The organism is Flavobacterium cerinum, assembly GCF_004028155.1.
GTDB lineage: Bacteria > Bacteroidota > Bacteroidia > Flavobacteriales > Flavobacteriaceae > Flavobacterium > Flavobacterium cerinum.
This window is the reverse complement of sequence record NZ_SBII01000003.1, coordinates 41,141-65,246: the sequence shown is the minus strand read 5'-3', so window position 1 is coordinate 65,246 and position 24,106 is coordinate 41,141. Positions and strand designations below refer to the sequence as shown.

18 protein-coding genes are annotated in these 24,106 nt (G+C 36.5%); 16 read left to right on the top strand and 2 right to left on the bottom strand.

The features are described from left to right. Positions 1-63 precede the first annotated feature (63 nt). From EPI11_RS05480 to EPI11_RS05445, 8 genes are all read left to right on the top strand, one after another. Positions 64-2,442: a heavy metal translocating P-type ATPase gene (locus EPI11_RS05480; RefSeq protein WP_128388945.1), complete on the top strand. Its 2,379-nt coding sequence runs from the start codon at positions 64-66 to the stop codon at positions 2,440-2,442. Positions 2,443-2,527: 85 nt separating this feature from the next. Beyond that, positions 2,528-2,701, top strand: coding sequence for a cbb3-type cytochrome oxidase assembly protein CcoS (gene ccoS / locus EPI11_RS05475; RefSeq protein ID WP_128388944.1), 174 nt, complete (start codon positions 2,528-2,530; stop codon positions 2,699-2,701). Between the two features lie 2 nt (positions 2,702-2,703). Next, positions 2,704-4,902: a cytochrome-c oxidase, cbb3-type subunit I gene (ccoN, locus tag EPI11_RS05470; RefSeq protein WP_128388943.1), complete on the top strand. Its 2,199-nt coding sequence runs from the start codon at positions 2,704-2,706 to the stop codon at positions 4,900-4,902. A gap of 4 nt (positions 4,903-4,906) precedes the next feature. Continuing rightward, positions 4,907-5,098, top strand: coding sequence for a CcoQ/FixQ family Cbb3-type cytochrome c oxidase assembly chaperone (locus EPI11_RS05465; protein WP_128388942.1), 192 nt, complete (start codon positions 4,907-4,909; stop codon positions 5,096-5,098). 22 nt (positions 5,099-5,120) lie between these two features. Continuing rightward, on the top strand, positions 5,121-6,035 hold the full coding sequence (locus EPI11_RS05460; protein WP_128388941.1) for a cbb3-type cytochrome c oxidase N-terminal domain-containing protein: 915 nt from the start codon (positions 5,121-5,123) through the stop codon (positions 6,033-6,035). A 6-nt stretch (positions 6,036-6,041) separates the two neighbouring features. Beyond that, the gene (gene ccoG / locus EPI11_RS05455) at positions 6,042-7,460 is read left to right on the top strand and encodes a cytochrome c oxidase accessory protein CcoG (RefSeq protein ID WP_128388940.1); all 1,419 of its coding nucleotides are present in this window, start codon (positions 6,042-6,044) and stop codon (positions 7,458-7,460) included. Positions 7,461-7,472: 12 nt separating this feature from the next. Further along, positions 7,473-7,922: a FixH family protein gene (locus EPI11_RS05450; RefSeq protein ID WP_128388939.1), complete on the top strand. Its 450-nt coding sequence runs from the start codon at positions 7,473-7,475 to the stop codon at positions 7,920-7,922. A gap of 24 nt (positions 7,923-7,946) precedes the next feature. Beyond that, complete coding sequence (locus EPI11_RS05445) at positions 7,947-8,648, top strand: sulfite exporter TauE/SafE family protein (protein WP_128388938.1); 702 nt, start codon at positions 7,947-7,949, stop codon at positions 8,646-8,648. A 72-nt stretch (positions 8,649-8,720) separates the two neighbouring features. Here EPI11_RS05445 and hemN read toward each other — a convergent pair whose 3' ends face one another. Continuing rightward, positions 8,721-10,085 carry an oxygen-independent coproporphyrinogen III oxidase gene (hemN, locus tag EPI11_RS05440; RefSeq protein ID WP_128388937.1) on the bottom strand — a complete coding sequence of 455 codons (1,365 nt, stop codon included), beginning with the start codon at positions 10,083-10,085 and terminating at the stop codon, positions 8,721-8,723. A gap of 151 nt (positions 10,086-10,236) precedes the next feature. Between hemN and EPI11_RS05435 the strand changes: the two genes are divergently transcribed. The 5 genes from EPI11_RS05435 to EPI11_RS05415 all read left to right on the top strand — a co-directional run bounded on the left by EPI11_RS05435 (position 10,237) and on the right by EPI11_RS05415 (position 19,313). Then, positions 10,237-10,617, top strand: a complete 381-nt coding sequence (locus EPI11_RS05435; protein WP_128388936.1) for a DoxX family protein — start codon at positions 10,237-10,239, stop codon at positions 10,615-10,617. Positions 10,618-11,053: 436 nt separating this feature from the next. Next, a complete protein-coding gene (locus EPI11_RS05430) occupies positions 11,054-11,710 on the top strand; it encodes a response regulator (protein WP_128388935.1) in 657 nt (218 codons plus the stop codon). A 436-nt stretch (positions 11,711-12,146) separates the two neighbouring features. Beyond that, on the top strand, positions 12,147-17,069 hold the full coding sequence (locus EPI11_RS05425) for a PKD domain-containing protein (protein ID WP_128388934.1): 4,923 nt from the start codon (positions 12,147-12,149) through the stop codon (positions 17,067-17,069). Between the two features lie 95 nt (positions 17,070-17,164). After that, complete coding sequence (locus EPI11_RS05420; RefSeq protein ID WP_128388933.1) at positions 17,165-19,003, top strand: T9SS type A sorting domain-containing protein; 1,839 nt, start codon at positions 17,165-17,167, stop codon at positions 19,001-19,003. 85 nt (positions 19,004-19,088) lie between these two features. Next, positions 19,089-19,313: a hypothetical protein gene (locus EPI11_RS05415; RefSeq protein ID WP_128388932.1), complete on the top strand. Its 225-nt coding sequence runs from the start codon at positions 19,089-19,091 to the stop codon at positions 19,311-19,313. A gap of 102 nt (positions 19,314-19,415) precedes the next feature. Here EPI11_RS05415 and EPI11_RS05410 read toward each other — a convergent pair whose 3' ends face one another. After that, on the bottom strand, positions 19,416-19,592 hold the full coding sequence (locus EPI11_RS05410) for a histone H1 (protein WP_128388931.1): 177 nt from the start codon (positions 19,590-19,592) through the stop codon (positions 19,416-19,418). Positions 19,593-19,878: 286 nt separating this feature from the next. Here EPI11_RS05410 and EPI11_RS05405 point away from each other — a divergent pair, with 286 nt between their 5' ends. The 3 genes from EPI11_RS05405 to EPI11_RS05395 all read left to right on the top strand — a co-directional run bounded on the left by EPI11_RS05405 (position 19,879) and on the right by EPI11_RS05395 (position 24,072). After that, entirely contained in the window at positions 19,879-20,967 is a 1,089-nt protein-coding gene (locus EPI11_RS05405) for a lipase family protein (protein ID WP_128388930.1), read from the top strand. Positions 20,968-20,979: 12 nt separating this feature from the next. After that, positions 20,980-22,152 (top strand): oxygenase MpaB family protein, encoded by a 1,173-nt coding sequence (locus EPI11_RS05400; RefSeq protein WP_128388929.1) that lies wholly within the window; start codon positions 20,980-20,982, stop codon positions 22,150-22,152. Between the two features lie 183 nt (positions 22,153-22,335). After that, on the top strand, positions 22,336-24,072 hold the full coding sequence (locus EPI11_RS05395; protein WP_128388928.1) for a thiamine pyrophosphate-dependent enzyme: 1,737 nt from the start codon (positions 22,336-22,338) through the stop codon (positions 24,070-24,072). Positions 24,073-24,106: the final 34 nt, after the last annotated feature.

The following is a 24,106-nucleotide window of genomic DNA, read 5'->3' as shown; positions in this document are numbered from 1 at the left end:
GACAATTATCATATTTTATCCTTGTTATCTGCGCCAACTTTGTCTTAGGTAAATGAGCATATTATGAGCACGCAAAATTGTTTTCATTGCGGGTTGGATATTGTAAAAAAAGAAGAGATTGTTTTTGACGAAAAATCGTTTTGCTGTAACGGCTGTAAAACCGTTTACGAGATTTTTAGCCTTAACGGCCTTACTGATTATTATAATTTTGAAACTGCACCCGGCGCTACGCCACAGGACATAAAAGGGAAGTACGACTTTTTAGAAAACGAAGCCATTGTAAACAGGTTGTTGGATTTTCAGGAAGATACTACCAATATAATTACATTATACATTCCGCATATTCATTGCAGTTCCTGCATCTGGATACTGGAAAACCTGAACAGGCTTCAGTCCGGTATTAGCAGTTCGCAGGTAAACTTTCCCGACAAGAAAACCCGTATCATCTTTAATGCTGAGAAGGTTACCTTAAAACAAATTGTACACCTGCTAAGTTCTATTGGATATGAGCCATACATAAGCCTGGACAATTATGAGAACCAGGTAAAAAGTGTAAGCCGTGACCTTATTTATAAAGTTGGTATTGCCTTTTTTTGTTTTGGAAATGTAATGCTGCTTTCTTTCCCTGAATATTTTGAAGTAGAGGAATTTTGGCTGGACAATTATAAAGGCTTTTTTAGATGGCTCATTTTTGCATTGTCATTGCCGTCGTTTTTGTATTCGGCAAGTGGGTATTATATATCGGCCTATAAAAACCTGAAAGCGGGTATCCTTAATATAGATATTCCTATTGCTTTAGGATTGGTAGTAATGTTTGTGCGAAGTACTGTCGATATTATATTTGGTTATGGACAAGGCTTTTTTGACAGCCTTACAGGTCTTGTTTTCTTCATGCTTCTGGGCAAGCTGTTCCAACAAAAAACGTATAATTTCCTTTCGTTTGAGCGCGATTTTAAATCCTATTTTCCTATTGCAGTTACTAAGATTTTATCAGACCGTACAGAAGTATCTGTCCCGGTGTATGATGTTGTAAAAGGAGACCGATTATTAATTCGTAATAAGGAACTTATTCCGGTAGATGGAATATTGATCAGCGAAAGCATGGCAATAGACTACAGTTTTGTTACCGGAGAAGCAGTACCCATTACAAAAGTATCGGGCGATAAAATATATGCAGGCGGCAGGCAAACCGGGAATGTTGTAGAAATGGAAGTGATAAGTTCTGTATCTCAAAGTTACCTTACCCAGCTTTGGAGTAATGAAGTTTTTGCTAAAAAAGAAGACAGGAACTACAAAACAATCACCGATACCATTAGCAGGTATTTTACACCTATGCTGCTGCTAATCGCCTTTGTTTCTTTTGGTTTCTGGATATTTATAGATACCAATACTGCTTTTAATGTATTTACTGCAGTACTTATTGTGGCCTGCCCGTGCGCACTGGCACTAAGCGCTCCTTTTACACTGGGTAATGTACTGCGTATTATGGGAAACAGGAAGCTGTACCTTAAAAATGCCACTGTTATTGAGCAGATGGCAAAAATAAATACCATTGTTTTTGATAAGACAGGTACAATCACTACCAACAAAAAATCGGAAATAGTATATGAAGGGGATTATATTGACGTAAAAGAGCGGGCCTTTATAAAATCATTGCTTCGGGGGTCTAACCATCCGCTAAGCAGGAGATTATATGATTCTCTTCCGGATGCCCATTTGCTGCCTGTTAACCATTTCGAAGAAATTACGGGTAAAGGCATTCAGGGTACAATTAACGGTTTTTTTATAAAGATGGGTTCGGCTTCCTTTGTAGGTGCTCCGCCCGATATCATGCAGCAAACCAATGTGCATGTCGCCATTAACAGAAACTATCTGGGTAAATATATTTTCGATAACCAGTACCGTGAGGGCTTGAGTATGTTATTCGAAAACCTTAGTCCTAACTACGAATTAAAAATACTCTCGGGCGATAATGAAGGAGAACGTGAAATACTGGAGCAGCTTTTACCGGAAGGAACGGAGTTTATTTTTAACCAAAAACCCGAACAGAAACTAATTTATATAGAGCAATTGCAACTGCAGGGCAAAAACGTAATGATGGTGGGTGACGGGCTTAACGACGCAGGCGCATTGGCACAAAGTAATGTGGGTATTTCAATATCAGAAAATGTAAATGTTTTTTCCCCGGCCTGTGATGGAATATTAGATGCTTCACAATTTAAAAAGCTCGATTATTTCATGAAGCTTTCTAAAAATACGGTCAAAACCATAAAGATGAGTTTTACCCTTTCGCTGCTCTATAATGTAGTAGGACTGTCGTTTGCCATAACCGGAAAATTATCACCACTTACGGCTGCTATCATTATGCCGCTCAGTACAATAACTATTATTGGTTTTGTAACGATAATGAGCAATTACTACGCAAAAATAAAATCCAAATAACCACTGTAAAAAAGGGATAGCATGACAAATATCATGTTTTATACCTAAACCCAAACCTAACTTTGTAGGACTTAATTTAACAAGTATGAGCGTAATTTATTTATTAATCAGTATCAGTATTATAGTCGCAGTCCTTGCTTTGTACGCCTTTATAAGAGCGGTAAAGAACGGGCAGTTTGACGACGACTATACACCCTCTGTCAGAATGCTTTTTGACGACGAAATTAAAAAAACCGAAAACAAAACTAACAACGACTAACTATGGAGATGCAGCAATTTTACTACGACAATAAAATAGTCAAGAAGTTCCTGTATGCAACCATAGTGTTTGGTGTAGTAGGGATGCTTGCGGGCTTATTGATCGCATCCATGTATATGTTCCCTAATTTAACAGATGGTGTTTCCTGGTTAAGTTATGGAAGATTAAGACCATTACATACCAATGCGGTTATTTTTGCCTTTGTGGGTAATGCTATGTTTGCGGGGATTTACTATTCGCTTCAGCGTTTATTAAAAACCCGCATGTACAGTGACTTTTTGAGTAACCTTAACTTCTGGGGATGGCAGATCATTATTCTTGCTGCTGCGATATCTCTGCCAATGGGATATACCTCATCAAAAGAATATGCAGAGCTGGAATGGCCTATAGATATCGGTATTGCGCTTATATGGGTGGTATTTGGTATCAACATGATAGGTACTATTTTAAGGAGGCGTGAGCGTCACCTGTATGTGGCAATATGGTTCTATTTAGCAACATTTATTACCGTTGCGATACTACACATTTTTAACAGTCTTGCTATTCCGGTAAGTGCTATGAAAAGTTACTCTGTTTATGCAGGGGTACAGGATGCACTGGTACAATGGTGGTATGGGCACAACGCTGTTGCCTTTTTCCTTACCACACCGTTTTTAGGTTTGATGTACTACTTTGTACCTAAAGCGGCAAACCGACCTGTGTATTCTTACAGACTATCGATTATTCACTTCTGGTCATTAATATTCATTTATATCTGGGCTGGACCGCACCACCTTTTATATTCGGCATTGCCGGACTGGGCACAAAACCTTGGAGTAGCATTTTCTATTATGCTGATAGCACCATCGTGGGGCGGTATGATAAACGGTTTGCTTACCCTTCGTGGGGCCTGGGATAAAGTAAGGACAGAACCTGTACTTAAATTCTTTGTAGTTGCAATTACCGGTTATGGTATGGCAACGTTTGAAGGGCCAATGCTTTCACTTAAAAATGTAAATGCTATTGCCCACTTTACCGACTGGATTGTGGCTCACGTACATGTTGGAGCACTTGCATGGAATGGTTTCCTTGCCTTTGGTATGATCTACTGGTTAATACCAAGGATGACAAAATCCAAACTATACTCTACAAAACTGGCTAACCTGCATTTCTGGATAGGTACGCTGGGTATCATAATGTATGCATTACCAATGTATGTTGCAGGCTTTGCACAGGCATCGATGTGGAAACAGTTCAATCCGGATGGTACTCTTAAGTATGGTAATTTCCTGGAAACTGTAAAACAAATTATGCCAATGTACTGGATGAGGGCTATTGGTGGAACGTTGTTCGTTATCGGATTATTGATCTTGGTTTACAACATCATCATGACGGTACGAAGAGGCAACAAGATCGAAGATGAACTTGCTGAAGCTCCAGCATTAGAAAAAGTAAGCAGCAGAAGGCTGAAAGGGGAGAAATTCCATCCTTGGTTGGAAAGAAAACCAATACAGCTTACTATACTGGCTACCATAGCAGTACTTATTGGAGGAATCATACAAATTGTACCTACTATTATGGTAAAATCAAATATACCTACCATATCTACAGTAAAACCGTATTCACCATTGGAACTTGAAGGACGTGACCTTTATATAAGAGAAGGCTGTGTAAACTGCCATTCGCAAATGATACGTCCGTTCAGGTCTGAAGTAGAGCGTTATGGAGAATACTCTAAATCGGGAGAGTATGTGTATGATCACCCATTTTTATGGGGATCTAAAAGAACCGGGCCCGATTTAATGCGAATAGGCGGTAAGTACAGTAATAACTGGCATTTTAACCACATGTGGGATCCGCAGAGTACATCCGAAGGTTCGATCATGCCGGCTTACAAATGGCTGTTTGATAACGAGAAAATGGATTACTCATACACACAAAAGAAAATGGAAGTAATGGCGCAATTGGGCGTGCCTTATACAGTACAGGATATTGCCAATGCTCCAAAATCGATAAGTCAACAGGCAGCAAAAATTCAGGAAAGCCTGTTTACAGACCCTGACTTTGTGAAGAGTTATGAACAGAGCAAAAAAGATGCAGCAGCAAGAGGTGAAGCCTTTATAGAAATGAGAGACAGAGAGATTACTGCGCTTATTGCTTATCTGCAAAGAATGGGAACCGACATTAAAATTAAGAACACAACAGCCGAAAATAAAAAGTAAAGCCATGCTAAAATTTGTAAAGCATAACCTGGAAACCATCTCTGGAATAGAGTTGTATCCAATCATATCATTACTTATATTCTTCATCTTTTTTGTGGGACTATACTATTGGGTATATACCTATAAAAAAGACAAGATCAATGAGATGAGTAACATACCATTTTCTGGTGATGACAACGACAACGCTAACCAATAGTTGAAATCTAACACGTAGGATTATGAAAAAATTTATCCCGGTATATGTAAGAGTGCCTGTGATTTTTGCACTTGTTTTTATGGCTTTAGAGTACTTTATAGACTCTGGCGACAGGCCTGCTTTCTTAAAGTATCCAATGGTTTCGGTATTTCTGCTGTTGTTCATTTTTATTCAGATAGCTATAGAATTGGTAGTGCTGGCTATAGACAGGGTAACGTATAGTTTACTTACTGAAGAACAAAAGGAAAAACTGGCAGAAGCCGATGCCCTTGATTTTAGAGACAGTAAATGGTATAAAAAGTTTAAAGAGTTCTTTATTAAAGACAAACCTATTGAAGAAGAGGGAACGATACTTTTAAGTCATGATTATGATGGTATTAAAGAGTTGGACAATGTTTTACCGCCATGGTGGACAAAATTATTCTATGCCTGTATCATCTTCGCAATTGTTTATATGGCTAAATACCACATTTTCGATTATGACGATCAGACAAAAGAGTTTGAAAAGGAAATGGCCGATGCTAAAATTGCTGTAGAAGAATACAAGAAAACAGCAAAAGATCTTATCGATGCCAACAGTGTAACACAGCTTACTGAGCCTGCCGACCTGGCTGCCGGTAAAAAGATATTCGAAATGAATTGTGCTGCCTGCCACAGGCAGGATGCAGGGGGAGCCATAGGGCCTAACCTTACGGATGACCAATGGATATTGGGTGGAGGTATTAAAAATGTGTTCCATACCATTACAGAAGGTGGACGAGATGGAAAAGGTATGGTAGCATGGAAAGGAACTTTAAAACCATCAGAAATACAATTGGTAGCGAGTTATATCTTATCATTAAAAGGTACAAATCCTAAAGATCCTAAACCGTCTGAAGGTGAAGTATGGAAAGAAGAAGCTGCCGAAAAAACAAATGATAAGCTCGCAATAAAATAATAGCTAATGTCAAAAATGCAGGACGATGGGTTTCGGGATAGTATCGGAACCATTAATGAAGATGGTAAAAGGCAGTGGGTTTTTCCTAAAAAGCCATCAGGAAAATTTTATAAGTACAGAAAAATTGTAAGCTGGACCTTATTGGCTTTCCTGGTCCTTGCACCGTTTATCAAGGTAAATGGTAATCAGTTCTTACTGTTCAATGTGGTAGAGCGAAAGTTTAATATTTTCGGGTTTCCGTTTTGGCCGCAGGATTTTCACCTGTTTGTTATTTCAATGCTCATCGGGGTAGTCTTTGTGGCTTTGTTTACAGTGGTGTTTGGGCGCATATTTTGCGGCTGGATCTGCCCACAGACCATTTTCATGGAAATGGTATTCAGGCGTATTGAGTACTGGATAGATGGAGACAGGGGTGCACAGATGAAACTGGACAAACAGGAATGGAATGCTGAGAAAATAAGAAAGAGAGTCCTTAAATGGTTCATCTTTTTTGTAATCTCCTTCGGTATTGCAAATGTCTTTCTCGCTTATTTATCGGGTAGTGACAAGCTCTTTCAAATGATAGAAGAGGGGCCAAAGGACAACTTGGGTACACTTATCGCCTTACTGATTTTCACGGCTGTATTCTATTTTATATACGTATGGTTCAGGGAGCAGGTTTGTATTATTGCCTGTCCGTATGGAAGACTTCAAGGGGCATTACTTGATGATAAATCGATCATTGTTGCCTACGACCATGTGCGTGGTGAAAAAGAAGCCGGTCGAGGCAGGATGGTTAAAAATGAAGAGCGTGCGCTTTCCGGTAAAGGAGATTGTATCGACTGTAAGTTGTGTGTACACGTTTGTCCTACCGGGATAGATATCAGGAACGGTACTCAGTTGGAATGCATTAATTGTACTGCCTGTATAGACGAGTGCAATACAGTAATGGATAAAGTAGGATTGCCACAGGGACTTATCCGTTATGCGAGTGAAGACGAGATCACCAAGAAAGCAAAGTTTGTTTTTACACCAAGAATGAAAGGATATACCGCAGTACTGGTAATACTCATTGGGGTATTTATAGGGATGCTGTTCCTGCGTAATGATATAGAAGCAACTGTACTGCGACTTCCGGGGCAGTTGTTTGAACATAAAGGAGAGAACATAAGTAATGTGTTTACTTATAAAATAGTAAACAAAACTGCTAAAGATTTTAACGATGTTTACTTTAAACTGGCAGATCCTAAAGGAAAAGTGATTACCGTAGGGGCACCACATTTTAAAATCCCAAAAGAAGGCATGGTTGCAGGAACCTTGTTTGTAGAAATTAATCCTGCATTACTTGAAGGCGATAAAACAAGAATTACCCTGGAGGTATATAATGGTGAAAAACTTATAGAGACGGAGAGCACCAACTTTTTAGGGCCAAGGAGTTTCAATTAAAAATTAAAGATCATGAAAATACATTGGGGTACAGGAATCGTAATTGCATTTGCACTGTTTATGGCTTTTATACTATTCTTTGTCTTTAAAGTGCAGAGCGATAGTAAATATGATAACGAACTTGTGGTAGAAGAATACTACAAGCAGGAGCGAAGCCTGCAGGGACAGCTCGATAAAGAGCAAAACTCGGCAGCGCTGGAACATAAACTGCAAATTCAGAACAATCCGGAGGCTATTAAAATAACATTCCCGGAAAAATTTGACATTCAAAAAATAAAAGGTAAAGTGTCCCTTTACAGGCCGTCTGACCAAAAACTTGATTTTGAAACCCCAATTTCATTATCAGCTCATCATTTGCTCATACCTAAAAGTGATCTGGCTGGCGGCCGATGGGACATTACTATAGACTGGCAGTATGAGGGCAAAGGATATAGTAGTAAAGAGATGCTTACTATTAATTAGTTTGTACCTAAAATTTAGAAGAAAATGCTTTACGCTGCATTTATATTAGGAGTAATATCGAGTCTGCACTGCATTGGTATGTGTGGGCCTATTGCTATGATGCTGCCAGTAGACAGGAGTAATGAAGCAAAGAAAATATTCCAGATGTTCTTATACCATTTTGGAAGGATAACCGCCTATGCTGTATTAGGATTGCTATTTGGAATAATGGGTAAAGGTTTATTTTTAGCCGGATGGCAGCAGGAAATGTCTATTATTGCCGGAATTTTAATGATAGCAATTGCCTTGATACCCGAAAAGGTATTTTCAAAATATAACTTTTCCAAACCGGTTTATCACCTCATCTCAAAAGTAAAAACAGGCTTGGGTGGCCAGTTTAGGAAAAAGAGCTATAAAGCACTCTATATAACCGGACTCCTTAATGGTTTTTTACCCTGCGGATTGGTTTATGCGGCACTTTTTGGCGCATTGGCAATGCAAAATATACCATTGGGTATACTTTATATGGTATTATATGGTGCCGGGACTATTCCGCTTATGAGTGCCGTAGTATATGTAGCCGGTATGGTAAAAGCTCCGTTAAGGAATACGCTTAATAAACTAGTACCATATACGGTTGTTGCTATAGGAATGCTTTTTATTGTGAGAGGATTAGGTTTATCCATACCTTATGTGTCACCTGGTGATATGAGCCTTTTTGTACAGGAAGCTCCTGTTTGTAAATAGTACAATTTTAAACACTATTCTAAATAAAAACAGCCCCACATTGTGGGGCTGTTTTTTGTTTGTCAAAACAAATTAAATGGTCATTGAGAACAATTTGGTATCCGGTGCTTTGCGCTTCAGCCTCAGGTCAAATGCCATACAGATGTTACGCACAAAGGGTTTACCTTCTTCGGTTACTGTAATACTGTTTTTTTTAAGTTCCAATAAACCATCTTTTTCCATCTCTTTCAAGTCGATCAGTACATCGGGTAATTCATTAAAATATTCTTCATTGACAGTCCATGACGTTTTAAAACGACACATCAGGTTTAGAATGTGTTTTCTTATGATGAGGTCTTCTTCGTTAAGCAAATGACCTCTAAAAACGGGGAGTTCATTATTTTCGATACGGTTGTAATACTCTTCCAGTGTTTTTTCATTTTGGGCAAAACTATACCAGCTGTCGCTTATCGACGATACCCCCAAACCAATCATAAGCTGGGTTTTAGAGGCGCTGTATCCCATGAAGTTACGGTGAAGTTTACCGTCTTTATAGGCATCATACATGGAGTCGGTTTCCAGTGCAAAATGATCCATACCTATTTCTTTAAAACCTTTCTCTGCCAATATTTTTTTCCCTACTTCATACAGCATTCTCTTTTTGTTATCCTGAGGCAGGTCATTTTCATTAAATCCGCGTTGTCCACTGCCTTTAATCCAGGGTACATGAGCATAGCTGTAAAAAGCAAGCCTGTCCGGGTTAAGTGATTTTGTTTTTTCTATAGTATCAATAATGCTTTCCAGTGTTTGGAACGGCAGTCCAAAAACAAGATCATGACTGATAGAAGTATAACCAATCTCTTTTGCCCAAAATGTCACTTTTGCTACATTATGAAAGGACTGCACTCTATTAATACTCTTTTGTACTTTTTCATTATAATCCTGTACTCCAAAGCTCACCCTTCTAAAGCCTATGTCATATAGTTTTTGAAGATGTGCCCTTGTTGTATTGTTAGGATGGCCTTCAAAACTAAACTCATATCCTGGTGCTTTTACTGCTCTGTCGAAAATACCATTGATAAGCACTTCAAGATTTTCCGGACTAAAAAAAGTAGGAGTACCGCCGCCAAGATGCAGCTCTTTTATAAGTGGGTGCTGAGGAAGTAGGTCACAATACATTGCCCATTCTGTAAGTACTGCAGTTATATAAGCAGTTTCTACTTCATGGCGGCGGGTTACACGTTTGTTGCATCCGCAAAACGTACACATACTTTCGCAGAATGGCAGGTGGATATAAAGGCTTATGCCTCCCGGCAGATTACTTTCGGCAAAAGCCTTTAAAAAAGTCTGCTGCCAGTTTAGAGTAGAAAACCCGTTGTTATCCCAATACGGGACAGTAGGATAACTGGTATATCTCGGCCCCGGCACATTGTATTTTTGTACGATTGAAGTTTCCATGAAATCATTTTTCTTTAGCCAAAGTTATTGGTATAGCTTGTAGCAAAAAATGATAAAAGTCATACTAAGAATAAGTAGTGATAATTTAATTAGGCAGGAATAATTATTTGTCTAACTTCGTTTCTAATTACATAAATCACGTTTTTACATTATGAGCAATACGGTAATATTAAGAGTAGCAGTAGCTATTATTTTATTGACACATAGCGTTTTTGCCATGTTTAATAATGGCATAAATGATTTTGGAAATTTCTACTTAAATCAAATAGGTTTTGCTCCGCTTGGTGTGCCACTTGCCTGGGCTATTAAACTGTCACATGTAGTGTGCGCTGTTCTGCTGCTTTTAAATAAATTCGTGAAACCGGCATCGGTAGTTACAATACTGATATTACTAATGGGTATTGTTTTGGTTCATTTTAAAGAAGGCTGGTTTGTAGTGGGAGGCGGTAGAAACGGTATGGAATATAACTTCTTACTTATTTGTGTGCTGTTCGTTTTATACCATTCATATTTAATTGTCGAAAGCAGTTGAAGAAGCTCCTCTGGCAATTGATTTTGCTTTGAATTTTGAATTTAAGTAAACATTTTGTTTTGGAGTATCTTATCGTCGGGATTCTGCGGTAACAGGGATAGTAGGGGTAAATGTCCTTTTCACTGATTCGTCTACATAAAAATATTTATTTTATTAAAAGGTTTCACTAATGATAGTGCGGCCTTTTTTTATTGATTGTTGTCTACAAATAGTCTATGATTAAGCATTCCTAAAATGTGGTATTATCCTCTTTGTAGTTATCGTTGAAATTATTTAATAAATAAATTACTACATTTTTTGATGATTTATGAATTTTTTAACATTTAAAAAATTAGTTTTATATAATCAATTTTTGCACAAAAAAATTATATGCTAAGTAGTTAGAAGTGTTTTTTTACTCATTTAAACCTATTTGTTAATTGTTAAAAGATAAAAAATGAACATTCTTCTGGTAGACGATCATCCTATGGCACTGGATTTATATGAAAATGTAATTCTTGAAAATTTTAAACATCTTGCTCCAATCTCAATAACTAAAGCACTTAATTGTAAAGATGCTTATGATGCTATTACGACAGTTAAAAACAATAATACAAGTTTTGACTTTGCTATTTTAGACTATAGCCTGCCGGTTTATAAAGAGAAAAATATTTTATCAGGAAATGACATTGCAAACCTGATCAGAAAAGAAAATCATTCCTGTAAAATAGTCATTATAACATCTCATACTCAGATATTATTAGTTTATGATATTCTTAAAAAAACACAACCCAATGGTATGGCCATAAAAAATGATATTACAGCTTCGGGACTAAAGAAGATGTTAGAAAAAGTACTTAATGGCGATTTATATCAAAGTGAGTTGGTAAAAAAATATGTAAAGGAAATTTGGAAGAAAGAACTTTTAGCTGAAGAAACCAATAGACAAATTCTTTTCTATTTATCAAAAGGTTATAAAGTCAAAGAACTTGATAGGGTGATAGCGCTTGCTACAAGTACAATTCAACGTAGAATTATAGATATAAAAAAAACGTTTAACGTGTCTGATGATACCAGTTTAATAAAGGAAGCTATAAAGCAGGGATTCATATAAATCTTAAATTTAACATAATTTTTAACACAAACGATTGTTTAACTACCTATTATGTTAAACAATCGTTTGTGTTAAATAGCAAATGATAAATTATTTATACATTCGACATCAAGGAAATATTAACATTTTTTTATATAAAATCATGAATTATCATTATTAAATACGAGTAAAAGAATCGTGTTTTAATGATAATTTATGTTTTTAATGAGGTGGTGAATAAAGAGAAATAACTTGTTGAGACAATAGTGTACTAGCTTTATAGATGCTATAACAGTTATTATGTATGTGATGGTTTTAATGCTTGAGAAATCCTAAAAGGACAGGAAGACTAAAATAAACAAACTGTAATAGATAGCTGTTACAGATAAACATAATGCTTAGATCATTTTAATTATTTAATAACCAATCAACTTTTTATTAACCAATCACTTTTATTATGAAAAATTTTTATTCTAAGTGTGTCACGCGGTTGTTGTTTGCCCTCTTTTGGGTATTCGCATTTCAGTCCACGGCTTACGCACAAACATCACAAACCTACATCACCTGGGACAAACAGGTTGGGTGTATTACTTATGATTCTCAAGGGGATCCAAAAGATCCAAAAAGACTCGTTTTTCTTGAAGGCATAGAAAATGCCCCATGCATCAGAGTTTGTGAATTCAACACTGTTGCTTATACCGTGAATGGAACCGGTATATCCAATGTACAATGGAGTGTTGTTGGAGGTACAATTGCTTCTATTAGCGGAGCAAACAATAAAAATGCTTCTATTAATTGGGGACAGGCAGGAAACGGCGCTGTTAATGTTATAATTTTTTATACAAATGGTACGCAAAAAAGCACCACCGTTTGTGTAGAAAAAATTAACAGCCCTAAAGCTGAGTTTAAAATATATGGATTAGGTGAAGCACCTGTTTATTGCTTAAACACACCTATTAGTTTTCAAAACCTTTCAAACAATAATGGAGGTTCTGAGATTGTAACGTATCAGTGGGATTTCATGGATAATACTTTCTCTAATGAATTTGAACCAACTCATACTTTTGATCATCCGGGAACTTACAAGGTAAAATTAACAGTCACCAATAATTGTAACTGTTCTTCAGAATATACTATGGAGATTGAAATTACTGAGAAAAAGTACCTGGAAATCAGCTGTGCTTCAGTAGTATGCGAGAATGATGATAAGGTAACATATACTGTAAATGATGACTGTAAGGGGGATTGGAAAGTTACAGGCGGAACTATCGTAGCACAAGTTGATAATACGATACAGGTAATATGGGATCAGGTTGACGATGAAGGTTTTGGTTTTGTAAGCTATCGTTCGGATTGTTCATGCCCTTTCTGGACTACTATTAAAATACCTGTAGTAAAAGTAAAAGGTAAAATAGTAGGAGACCAAACACTGTGTGTAAATGAACAGGGACTTTACTCTTTACCACAATGGCCAAGTACAGATTTTGTATGGACATTAGTGTCAAGTACTTCAACAAACCTGGTTTATTTAGATCAGCGTAATCAGGTAATTGTAGATGCATTAGCGCCGGGTATTTACACCTTACAATGTAATTATGTAAATACATTATTAGGATGTAAAGGTTATGCTGATATTAGAATAACTGTAGTGGCTGGAACTGTGATTACAGGTCCTGATACATTTTGCAGTGGTACTTCTTCGACATATCAAACTACAGGAGGAAGTTCAGTTCAGTGGGAATTAAGAAAAAATAATGCAGTTGTAGCATCTTCTCCAGGTGTTTCATTTACTTATTCTTTCCCTACAGGAGGCGTATACTCATTAACAGCTACTGTAGCTGGAGGATGTGCAGGACAGCCAAAAGTAATAAACGTTACACAAACTCCAACTGCTCCAACAGGACCAATTGTTGGTGAAACTAAATATTGTTCAAACATTCCTTACGAGTATACGTTAAACAATACTGATCCAAATACGATCCTGGAATGGTCAGCTACTCCTGGAGCAGTATTTCAGGGAGATAACACTGGTAATAATGTAAGTATTATATTTAATACTGCTGCAACACATACTATTACAGTTAGAAAACGTTCATTAGATGGTTTAGGATGTTTATCTGCACCATTAACTTTAAATCTAACTAAGATTGTTGTTAATTCAACCATCACAAACAACGCAGGATTAACTACATTCTGCCCAAGTAGCCAGACTACCTTTACAGTTAACCACAATGGTGTTACACCAGATTTAGTAGAGTGGTACATTGAGCCTTCAAATTTTGGTAACGTTATTTCCGGAATTAATTCAAATACTGTAACAGTAAGCTGGAATGAAATTTCAACTTCACCAAACGGTGTCCTGAAAGTAAGAGTTAAAAAATGTGGCGTTGATACAGTTTTCAGTAAACCTATCACGTTGCAGGCTGCTCCTAATTTAACATTAACTGCTCCATCGCCTATATGCTATGGCAGTAATTTAAATTTCACGTTAACTTCATCTACGACTTTATTAACGGGTACAGTTACCTGGGATTTTGGAAATGGTGCTACAACTACCACTCCTGTAAATCCTTCGTCTACTTATGTAATACCTAATCCTTATAACAATTCTACAGGAAGTAACATCAATTATACAATTATTGCTACAGTTAACCTGCCAAACGGATGTAGTTATAGTGTTAATGCTTCGCAGCAGGTTGTAGTATTTCCAAGGACTAAAATTACTATCACTCCTGGATATAACTATACAGTATGCCCAACAAGCTATACTCCTTTTAACTTAAATGCTAATGCAACTGCAGGTATTGGAGTAACTGTTACATACAAATGGTTTAAAAATGGTTCACCAATTACTGTAAATGGTACAAACAGCGTATATCAGGTATCCGGAGCAACACCACAAGGTACTTACTATGTGGAAGTAAAAGATAGCAATCAATGTACAGTAACTTCACAGACAATTACTGTAAATGCAGATTGTGCACCTGTAAACCCATGCAGCATTACCCCAGATCCTAATGTTCAATTAACGGCAAGCTGGACAGCGTGTAATGTTTTAACGGCACAGCTTTCTTACTCATTTACTGGTACATCTACCGTACAGTGGATTGGAAGTCCGTTTTTAAATTATATGAATGGTAACAATTTGGGAGCACAATTCTCAACAGATATTCCTGGAGCACACCTTATCACGGCTAAGGTAACTTTCCAAACTGGCTCAGGACCATGTGTGGTTTTCCGTACTTTTGAGGTTAAAAAACACTATCAGCCTAATTTCAATACTAATATTGTATGTGTTAATGGCGTGTATAATGTTACATTGTTAAATAACACAACAGTGTTTGATTTACCAAATGCGGTTACTTATACATTTAGCGGTACAGGTATGTCGCCACAGGTAGGTGAGACAATAAATCTTACTGGTCTTACCCCAGGTACTTATACGTATACCTTAACAACCAGTTTAGGTGGAATATACCCAAGCTGCAGCATTAGTAAAACGATTGTATTGCCAGCTATGCCTGATGTAAACTTTACTTCTCCTTTAAATAATAGTACTTATTGTGCAGAAGAGCAGATTAGTTTAGTAATTCCTAATTATAATCCGGTAAATAGTTACGAATGGTTGTTTAATAGTACATCTTACGTTGCAAGCTCTGCAACAACATTGATAAACATTAATACGGCAGGTGTATATACTATTAAATTAAAAGCCACTAATCCTTATGGATGTTCTTATACAACAGCAGTAGGAAAACAGGTTACTATTAATGCTGCTAACTTTAGCGGTAATCTAGTTGCTACACCTCCAAATATTTGTGAAGGAGCTACTCCGGTTCCTGTAATTACATTTTCGCCAAGTATAGGTTCTCCAACACCAACTAGTCTTATTTGGATGAAAAATAATTTACAGGTTGGAACAGGTACATCATATACACCAACAGCTACCGGTTCTTATTGGGCAAAAATGGTAGATGCAAATGGATGTATATTCACTCAAATACCTCCTGTTAGTGTAATAATACGCCAGCGTCCTTATGTAGGTATAACCGGGAATAATAATCTTTGTTCAGGTGATCAAACTGTACTTACAGGTGTTATTACAAATACTTCGCTTCAGCGTCGTTGGTTACTTGGAGGTTCTCCTATTGCAGGTGTATATGGTACATTTAGTGCAACAACACCTTTATCCCTAACAGTAACAACTACTACACCTGGTACATATGTTTATACATTAGAAGTACAGCCAGTAGGAGATATTACATGCGGTAATAGCGCAAGTATTAGTGTAACCGTAAATCCGGTAGTAACAGCACCTACTGTAACTTATCATGTAGATTTCTGCGAGCCTTACAAAGTTAAACTTACAGCTTCAGGACCTACTTCAGGAACATATAACTGGACTGATGGGCAAACTGGACAATCAATTATTGTACACAGTGGTGGTGCTTTTGGTGTTACTTATACTGCACCAACAGGATGTTCGGCATCAGGTACAGTTATGGTTCCTCATCCTACAGATCGTTCATTATGGGTGTTCCCTACAGGTTGTTACGATTTCTGTCTTAATACACCATATCCTTATATTTTAGGTCCATTAGGAACATTTACTCATTACGAATGGTTGTTTAATGCAAACATAGTAGCACAAGGAAATAATACTATTATCCCGAACCTACCAGTAAATCAGCCAGGATCATATCAGTTAGCGCTTAACAATAATGGTTGTAATTTTGAAAGCGGTATAATGCACCTTACACCTAACTTAAAAGAATGTCCACCAAAAGATTGTGGTGTAAAAGTCACAATTAAAGATGGTATATTTTTTGAAAAAGACAGGTATATAATTGAAGGATATATTTATAATCCAAATAGTACTGCTGTAACTGTTAACTTATCAAGTTTTAATGGATATGGAACTTATTCTCCAAGTGTTATAACAATACCGGCAAATTCAACATACTATTTTAGTCCGTTGTTCTTCTATCCTAATAGCAATTTCCCTGGTGGAAATGACTATATGATTGTATCAATGGTAGGATGTGCAACAATTGTTGATATTAAATTCCCTAAAAATGAAATACAACAAAAATCTAGAAATGTTTCTAGTGCAGAGGAATTTATACAAGCAGTAATGACAGTTGCACCTAACCCTGCAGAAGAATTTACAATTATTAGCTATAATCTTGGAAATGAATACAAGCAAGCCGAAAGTCTTATTGTTTTCAACTTATTAGGTATTCCTTTAATTACAGAGAAATTAGAGAAATTATCAGGAGAGGCTAAATTGTCTACGATAAACCTGCCATCGGGCACTTACATTGTAAGTATTCAGGCTGATGGTAATAGGGTATTACAACAAACATTAGTTAAAAAATAAGATTATTTTTAAAACAAGCAGCGCCATAGTGTAAACTATGGCGTTGTTTTGTTATTTTTATTATCATATTACCCAATAAATTAAAATAGTGCACTATGAAAAAAAAATTACTTTGTATTGCCCTGCTAATTAGCTTAAATGCTTTGTCTCAAGAATATGAATGGCAGTGGGCGAAGAGAGGAGGCGGTATATCCGGATCACAAGGTGAAACTAGTAGCGCTTATCGATTTGATAGCGAACAAATAAAAGATATTGTGGTTGATGCCGATAATAACTATTATTATCTGGCTTTTATGACGCAGCAGGAAACAGAATATGAAGGTATAGACGTAACAGTTTATAATGCTCCAAACTCAAGTTCAGGGGGTACAGATATTGTTTTGATATCTACAACTTGTGAAGGTGTATTACGCTGGAAACAAACAATTGGAGGAGCTGCACCGGATTTTTCATATAAATTAGGCTTAGATAATAATGGCGGACTGTATTTAGGAGCAAATGTTCTAAACATTACACAAGGCTCTCCTAATACTTACGAACCTACACATTTTAGCCCGGACGATGCTTTACCTTTAATAGAAGATAATCCAGGAATTCAGGAAGCTTATAAAACAGTTGCTTTATTAAAATATAAAACGTCCAATGGCTCGCTGGACTGGAGGGTAATGCCACAGGGTGATGTTAATTTGAGCTTGCGCTATGGCAGTATAAACCAGATTGTTGTACAGCCTGATGGAACAATACATGCTTTAATAGGGTTTTTAGCAGGAACTCATTTGAATAACCAGATTGTGGTGCCAGAAACGTATGTGAGTTCATATAAATACTATATAGTCAAATTCAACGCACAAGGTACTGTTCTCAGCACCCTGCCGTTATCATTTGAAGGTATATTATTAGAACCTCATACAGAGTTTCGTTATGATGCGAACCTTAATAGATATTATGTAGCAGGCTTTAGAAATTATTATGGAGGCGGACAATTATTTGACCTTTCATTTAATAATGTACCGTTTCAAAAAACAATGTACATTTTAGCCATAGACAGTCAGGGAAATCAAATATGGCGTAAAGAGGAAAATAATTCAGGAAACGTCAATGCAGCCGAACTTAGAGGTATGCACATAGATAAAGATTCTAACATTTACATTTGCGGCAATTATTTTAGAAATGACGACGCTGTTGTAACATTCAGCAACTATACTTTTCCAACAAGTGTTATAGGGAATATAGTATATGTTATGAAGCTTGATTCTAATGGAAATGTATTGTGGGGAACCACACCTACCTTCGAATCTACAGCTAATATGGCATTCGATCTGGTCGTAAATAAAGATGAGGTTGCTGTTGCCACCGAAATGCATGATGGAACATGGGGTAATGCCACATTAATAAGAGAACCTAACCATTTAACAGACCCTGTTGTAGTTCGTTTTAATAAAAATACGGGTGCAGCAATTAAGATACATGATATTTATGGTCCTGCGGGTTATAAAGATGCTTTAACTGCTATTGCTGTAGATAATGATGGTAATTATATTACAGGTGGTTATTTTAGATACCAATTGTTTACTAAGGAAGATGATGATGTGGCTACGCTTACCAAAGTGGGAGGCCAGACTGCATATACCGACTTTTTTATTGCTAAATTGGCAAATGCTGCTTGTGGTTCTGGAACGCAGGGAGGTCCGGAATTCAATAAATCAAAATTAAAAGTATATCCTAACCCTTCTTCCGGCCAGATCTATTTTGATAGTGAAGAAGAATTAAGCAGTTATGAGGTGATAAATATGTTGGGTCAGCGTTTATTAAGCGGTAGCCTGCAATCATCACAAAATAGTATATCTATAGAAAACTTAAGTACAGGAAGCTATATGATAAACTTTAAAACAATAGACGGAAAAACGTTTAATCAAAAAATAATCAGGGAATAGGTCAGGTAAAAACACGATAGTACAATTTGATTTAATTTTTTACTGTATTTTAGGCACATTAATACGTTAAACTAATTAAATAATAATGACAAAGCTTTACTATTTTAAAGTTACTTTCATATCACTTACGATAGGAATTACAATTGGCCTTTTTGTATATGATCTTTTGGGTGTGTTATTTTTTGACGATCCAGTCTCAATTGGAAATATTGCACTAAGAAGCTTATTCGTAGGCTTTTTTACAGGATTGATACTGGGCTTTCTAAATATGTATTTAAAGATATTTCCTTTTAAGCAAAGAGGCAAATAGTCTCTGTAACTATAAATTATAACAACTAAAAAAGCCGCTTTATGCGGCTTTTTATAAATATAATTCGGGATTAAATATCTTTAAAAGATATTTCCCTGAAAATTATTTTTTAGACTCTTCGATAGAAACTTTTCTAAAGTCTTTTAGTAATTTACTTAATTCTAAAGCTGATTTACGAGCTCTTGTTCCTGCTGCTTTGTTTGATTTTTCAATATGCAGTTCAGATTCTGATTTAAATGTTTCAATTTCGGCGTTGATTTTTGCGAATAGGTCTTTCATAATATTTCATTATTAAATTAGGACGCAAAAATAGTAGTTTCCCCGATATGTCTAAATATTTTGCAATTAATTATGATAATTTTTAACTCACAACAATAATCGAATAATTTAGAACACCTAATATTGAGTAAAAAAGCACTTTTTTTTCATCAAATCCCCGTAGAATTATAAGGCTAATTTTTCTTTAGTTGAGCAAAACATTGAAGTGTAAGATGAAAAATATATTTCGGTTGATACTGATTATTAAAGATTTATCGGTTAACTTTAGTAAACCAACTTATCACTTATGAAATTTTTAAAACTGCTCGCTATTTGTTTTTTCGCACTATTTTATACTTCATACAGTATATCTCAAAACTTAAGTCCCGGATTTAACAAAGAAGAGTATAAAGAGCTAATTTATGTCGCAGCCAGGTCAACAGAATCGGCTGAAAAGCTAAAAATGATTCCGCAGCCGGAGCATTTTAAGCTTATTTATCAAAGCAAACCGATAGGATTAGACAATCTTTGGGAGTTATGGATTAAAGACAATTCTACCGCCGTGCTGTGTACAAGAGGGAGCACAGAAAAAAGTGAAAGCTGGCTGGCTAATTTTTATGCAGCTATGAGTCCGGCTAAGGGTGAGATAAAAATTAGCAATAATTATACTTTTGAGTATGAACTATCACCTGATAAAAATGCAGCTGTACACACAGGATATTTAATAAGTACAGCATTTATATCTAAAGAAATGGTTCCTAAGATCGATTCGTGTTATACAGCAGGGATTAAGAATTTTATAATTATGGGTCACAGCCAGGGTGGGGGAATAAGTTATTTACTCATGGCTCATTTTTATAGTTTACAAAAGAAAGGCGTTTTACCTGCCGACATACGTTTTAAAACCTACTGCAGTGCTGCTCCAAAACCAGGTAATTTATATTTTGCTTACAGCTATGAAAAGATCACACAGGAAGGCTGGGTCTATAATGTGGTTAATGCGGTAGACTGGGTACCCCAAACGCCTTTTACAGTACAAATACTAAATGATTTACCAAAAGTAAGTCCGGTTTCGGTAATAGAAGAAACAATAAAGAGTCAGCCATTCTTTAAAAAAATACTTTTGGAAATGGTTTATGGTCGGTTTACAAATCCTTCACAAAAAAAAGTTAAGCGGTATCAGCAGCTATTAGGTGATGAAATGGCAAAAAAGATAAAAAAATACCTTCCGGAATTTAAAGCACCAGATTATTTTAACAGCAGTGATTATGTAAGGACAGGTAATACAATTGTTCTTTACCCTGATGAGGCTTACTATGAGAAATTCTCAAATGATAGTAAAGATCTAATGATACATCATTCATTCCCACCTTATCTATATCTTTTACTAGAATAATTATTATTAGAAATGGACGAGAACATCAAACTTTATTGGGAGAAGGGAAACGGCAGACAATTCATCGAATGGTCGGGTGCAGAAGTTAATCTTGCTAACCTTGATCATTATAAACGTTTAAGTACGGAATATGATGAGTTGGGTGATGCTGCTGCTAAAGAAATTTTTACAGGAAGAAGTTTTCCTGAAGCCTATTTGTATATAAAAGAATTATCTGAAATTAAAATTAATGAGGAAGATGATTTACCCCATAATTTAAAAATGATGCTTCTCTCAATGCAGGAAGTACCCAGCTGGCTTAATCAAGAATTAATTACTGCGGGCTGTAGCTTGTCTATGCGCAGCGGAATTAATGGACTCATATCTCTCCGGGATTACAGCCTTATGGGAGGATATGACTATGCTTATCTTAATAAGCCGCTTGTTTATACAGGCGCATTAAAAAAAGGTGCTTCAAAAAGAATTACCGATACATTAGATTTTTGGGTACATGTAACCCGAAAAAAGGCTTTACAACTTAATAAAGATGGTTATAGGTACATTATAAGAACCAGGATGATACATTCTTTTTCCCGTATTATGATAAAAGAAAAGTACAAAGAATGGAATAAAGAACTGTGGGGAGAACCAATTAATTATAGCGATATGATTGCCACCAGTATCGGATTCAGCCTTGTATTTCTTCATGGACTCCAAAAGCTTGGACTCACGATTTCTGAAAAGGAAGAGCTTGGCGTTTTTCATCTTTGGAAATACATTGGACATCTGCTTGGTATTCCGGAAAACCATCTTCCTGATAATAAAAAAGAAGCTACAGAGATGTTTTATACTTGGACAGCCACTCAGGCTTCTGCCGATACAGACTCCGTAATGCTGGCAAAGGCTTTAGAGGATGAATCACTGGCGTCTAACATTTTTAAAAAATCCTATCAAAAAAACTTCCTTAAGTACCTGCATACCAGTTATGTTTGGTTTTTAAATGATAGAGAAACCTGCGAACGGCTTCATACTACAAAAGTGAGCATGCCATATCTTTTTCCCCAATCAAGAAGAGCAGGTAATATAATGTCCCAGAAATTGATTGCTATAAGTGATAAAAATTATGAGCGTGCTGTGGCGTTAGGAAATCTAATTCAGGAAAAAATATCTCAGGAATATTTAAAAGCAGATAACCATATCTCATAGTAATTACTTTTTGTAAAGTTCATTTTCTTCACAATAGTTCTCTACTGTTAATATTAATGTAAATAGCATATAACTAGTCTGTTTTCAATTCAAATATTAGGTAAATTAGTATAGAAAATCATGGTAATCAAGGTTATTTGATCGTGCTTACTATGAATAATAGTAATTGAAAAAGTAAGATCCATGAGTAAAATAGTAGCTGAACAGTTAGTAGAAATGTTGATTGAAGCAGGCGTAAAACGTGTTTATGCAGTAACAGGAGACAGCCTCAATCATTTTAATGAAGCAATACGCAAGAGCGGAAAAATAAAATGGATTCATGTACGGCATGAAGAAGTTGGGGCTTATGCCGCAGCCGCGGAGGCTGAGCTGGACGGATTTGCGGTATGTGCCGGAAGCTGCGGTCCGGGGCATGTGCATTTAATTAATGGATTATATGATGCTCATCGTTCACACGTTCCTTTATTGGCCATTGCTTCTACCATTAATACTACAGAAATGGGAATGGATTACTTTCAGGAAACCAATACCATAAAGCTTTTTGACGATTGCAGCTGCTACAATCAAATGATCATGACCGCCGAACAGGCTCCCCGAATTATACAAACTGCGATACAGCATGCATTAGGAAAAAAAGGTGTTGCCGTTATTGGCTTACCAGGAGACGTTTCTCAGTTAGATGCTGTAGAAAGCAACATATCCCAACAGTTTTTTCATTGTGAGCCGGTCATTCGCCCCTCAGATAAAGAATTGAATTTATTAGCAAATGCAATAAATGAAAGCAGTAAAATAACATTGTTTTGCGGTATAGGTGCGGAAAATGCCCATGATGAGGTTGTAAAATTATCTCAGTACATTAATGCCCCTGTAGGTTATTCTTTCCGTGGAAAGATGAGCATTCAGCCTAATAATCCAAATGAGATAGGGATGACAGGTCTGCTGGGCCAGCCATCCGCCTATCACAGTATGCATGATTCAGATCTGGTTATACTGCTAGGTACAGATTTTCCTTATGATAAATTCATGCCTACAGATAACAAGATCATACAAGTAGATACAAACCCGGAACGTTTGGGCAGAAGAGCCAATCTTCATTTAGGTTTATGTGGAGATGTTGCCCATACCATAGATGCTTTGCTTCCTTTATTACAGCAAAAAACCGATGATAGCTTTTTGTCTTCTCAGTTAAAATTTTACGAAAAGGTAAAAGAGCACATGAAAATCTACATTACTGATAATGGGGGAGAAGACACTATTCAGCCGGAATATCTGGCTTATGTTTTAGATGAACTGGCCGATAAGGATGCCATATTTACAGTAGATACCGGAATGACCTGTGTATGGGGTGCCCGTTTTATTAAAGGAACAGGCGAACGTAAAATGTTAGGATCTTTTAATCATGGCTCTATGGCTAATGCCATGCCTATGGCGATAGGGGCTGCTTTAGCACATCCAAAAAGACAAGTTATTGCCATGTGCGGCGATGGCGGATTATCGATGCTGCTGGGCGACCTGGCAACCATTAATCAATATAAAATACCAATTAAGATCATTGTGTTTAATAACCGTGCCCTTGGAATGGTAAAACTTGAAATGGAAGTTAATGGTTTGCCGGATAATGAAACCGACATGGTTAATCCTGATTTTGGACTGGTTGCTCAGGCAATGGGTTTTAAGGGTGTTAATGTTCATAAGCCTGAAGAAGTCGCTGCAGCCATAGGCATGGCATTAGCTCATGACGGACCTATCTTAGTTAATGTGTTTACAAACCCAAATGCTTTGGCAATGCCGCCAAAAGTAGAATGGGCACAGATAAAAGGTATGGCAAAATCAATGACGAAATTGATGCTTGGCGGTAAAATGGACGAGGTTTTCGATACTATAAAATCGAATTACAAACATTTAAAAGAAGGTTTATAGTAGTTGTCCATAATTACTGAATTTTTAATTTAAT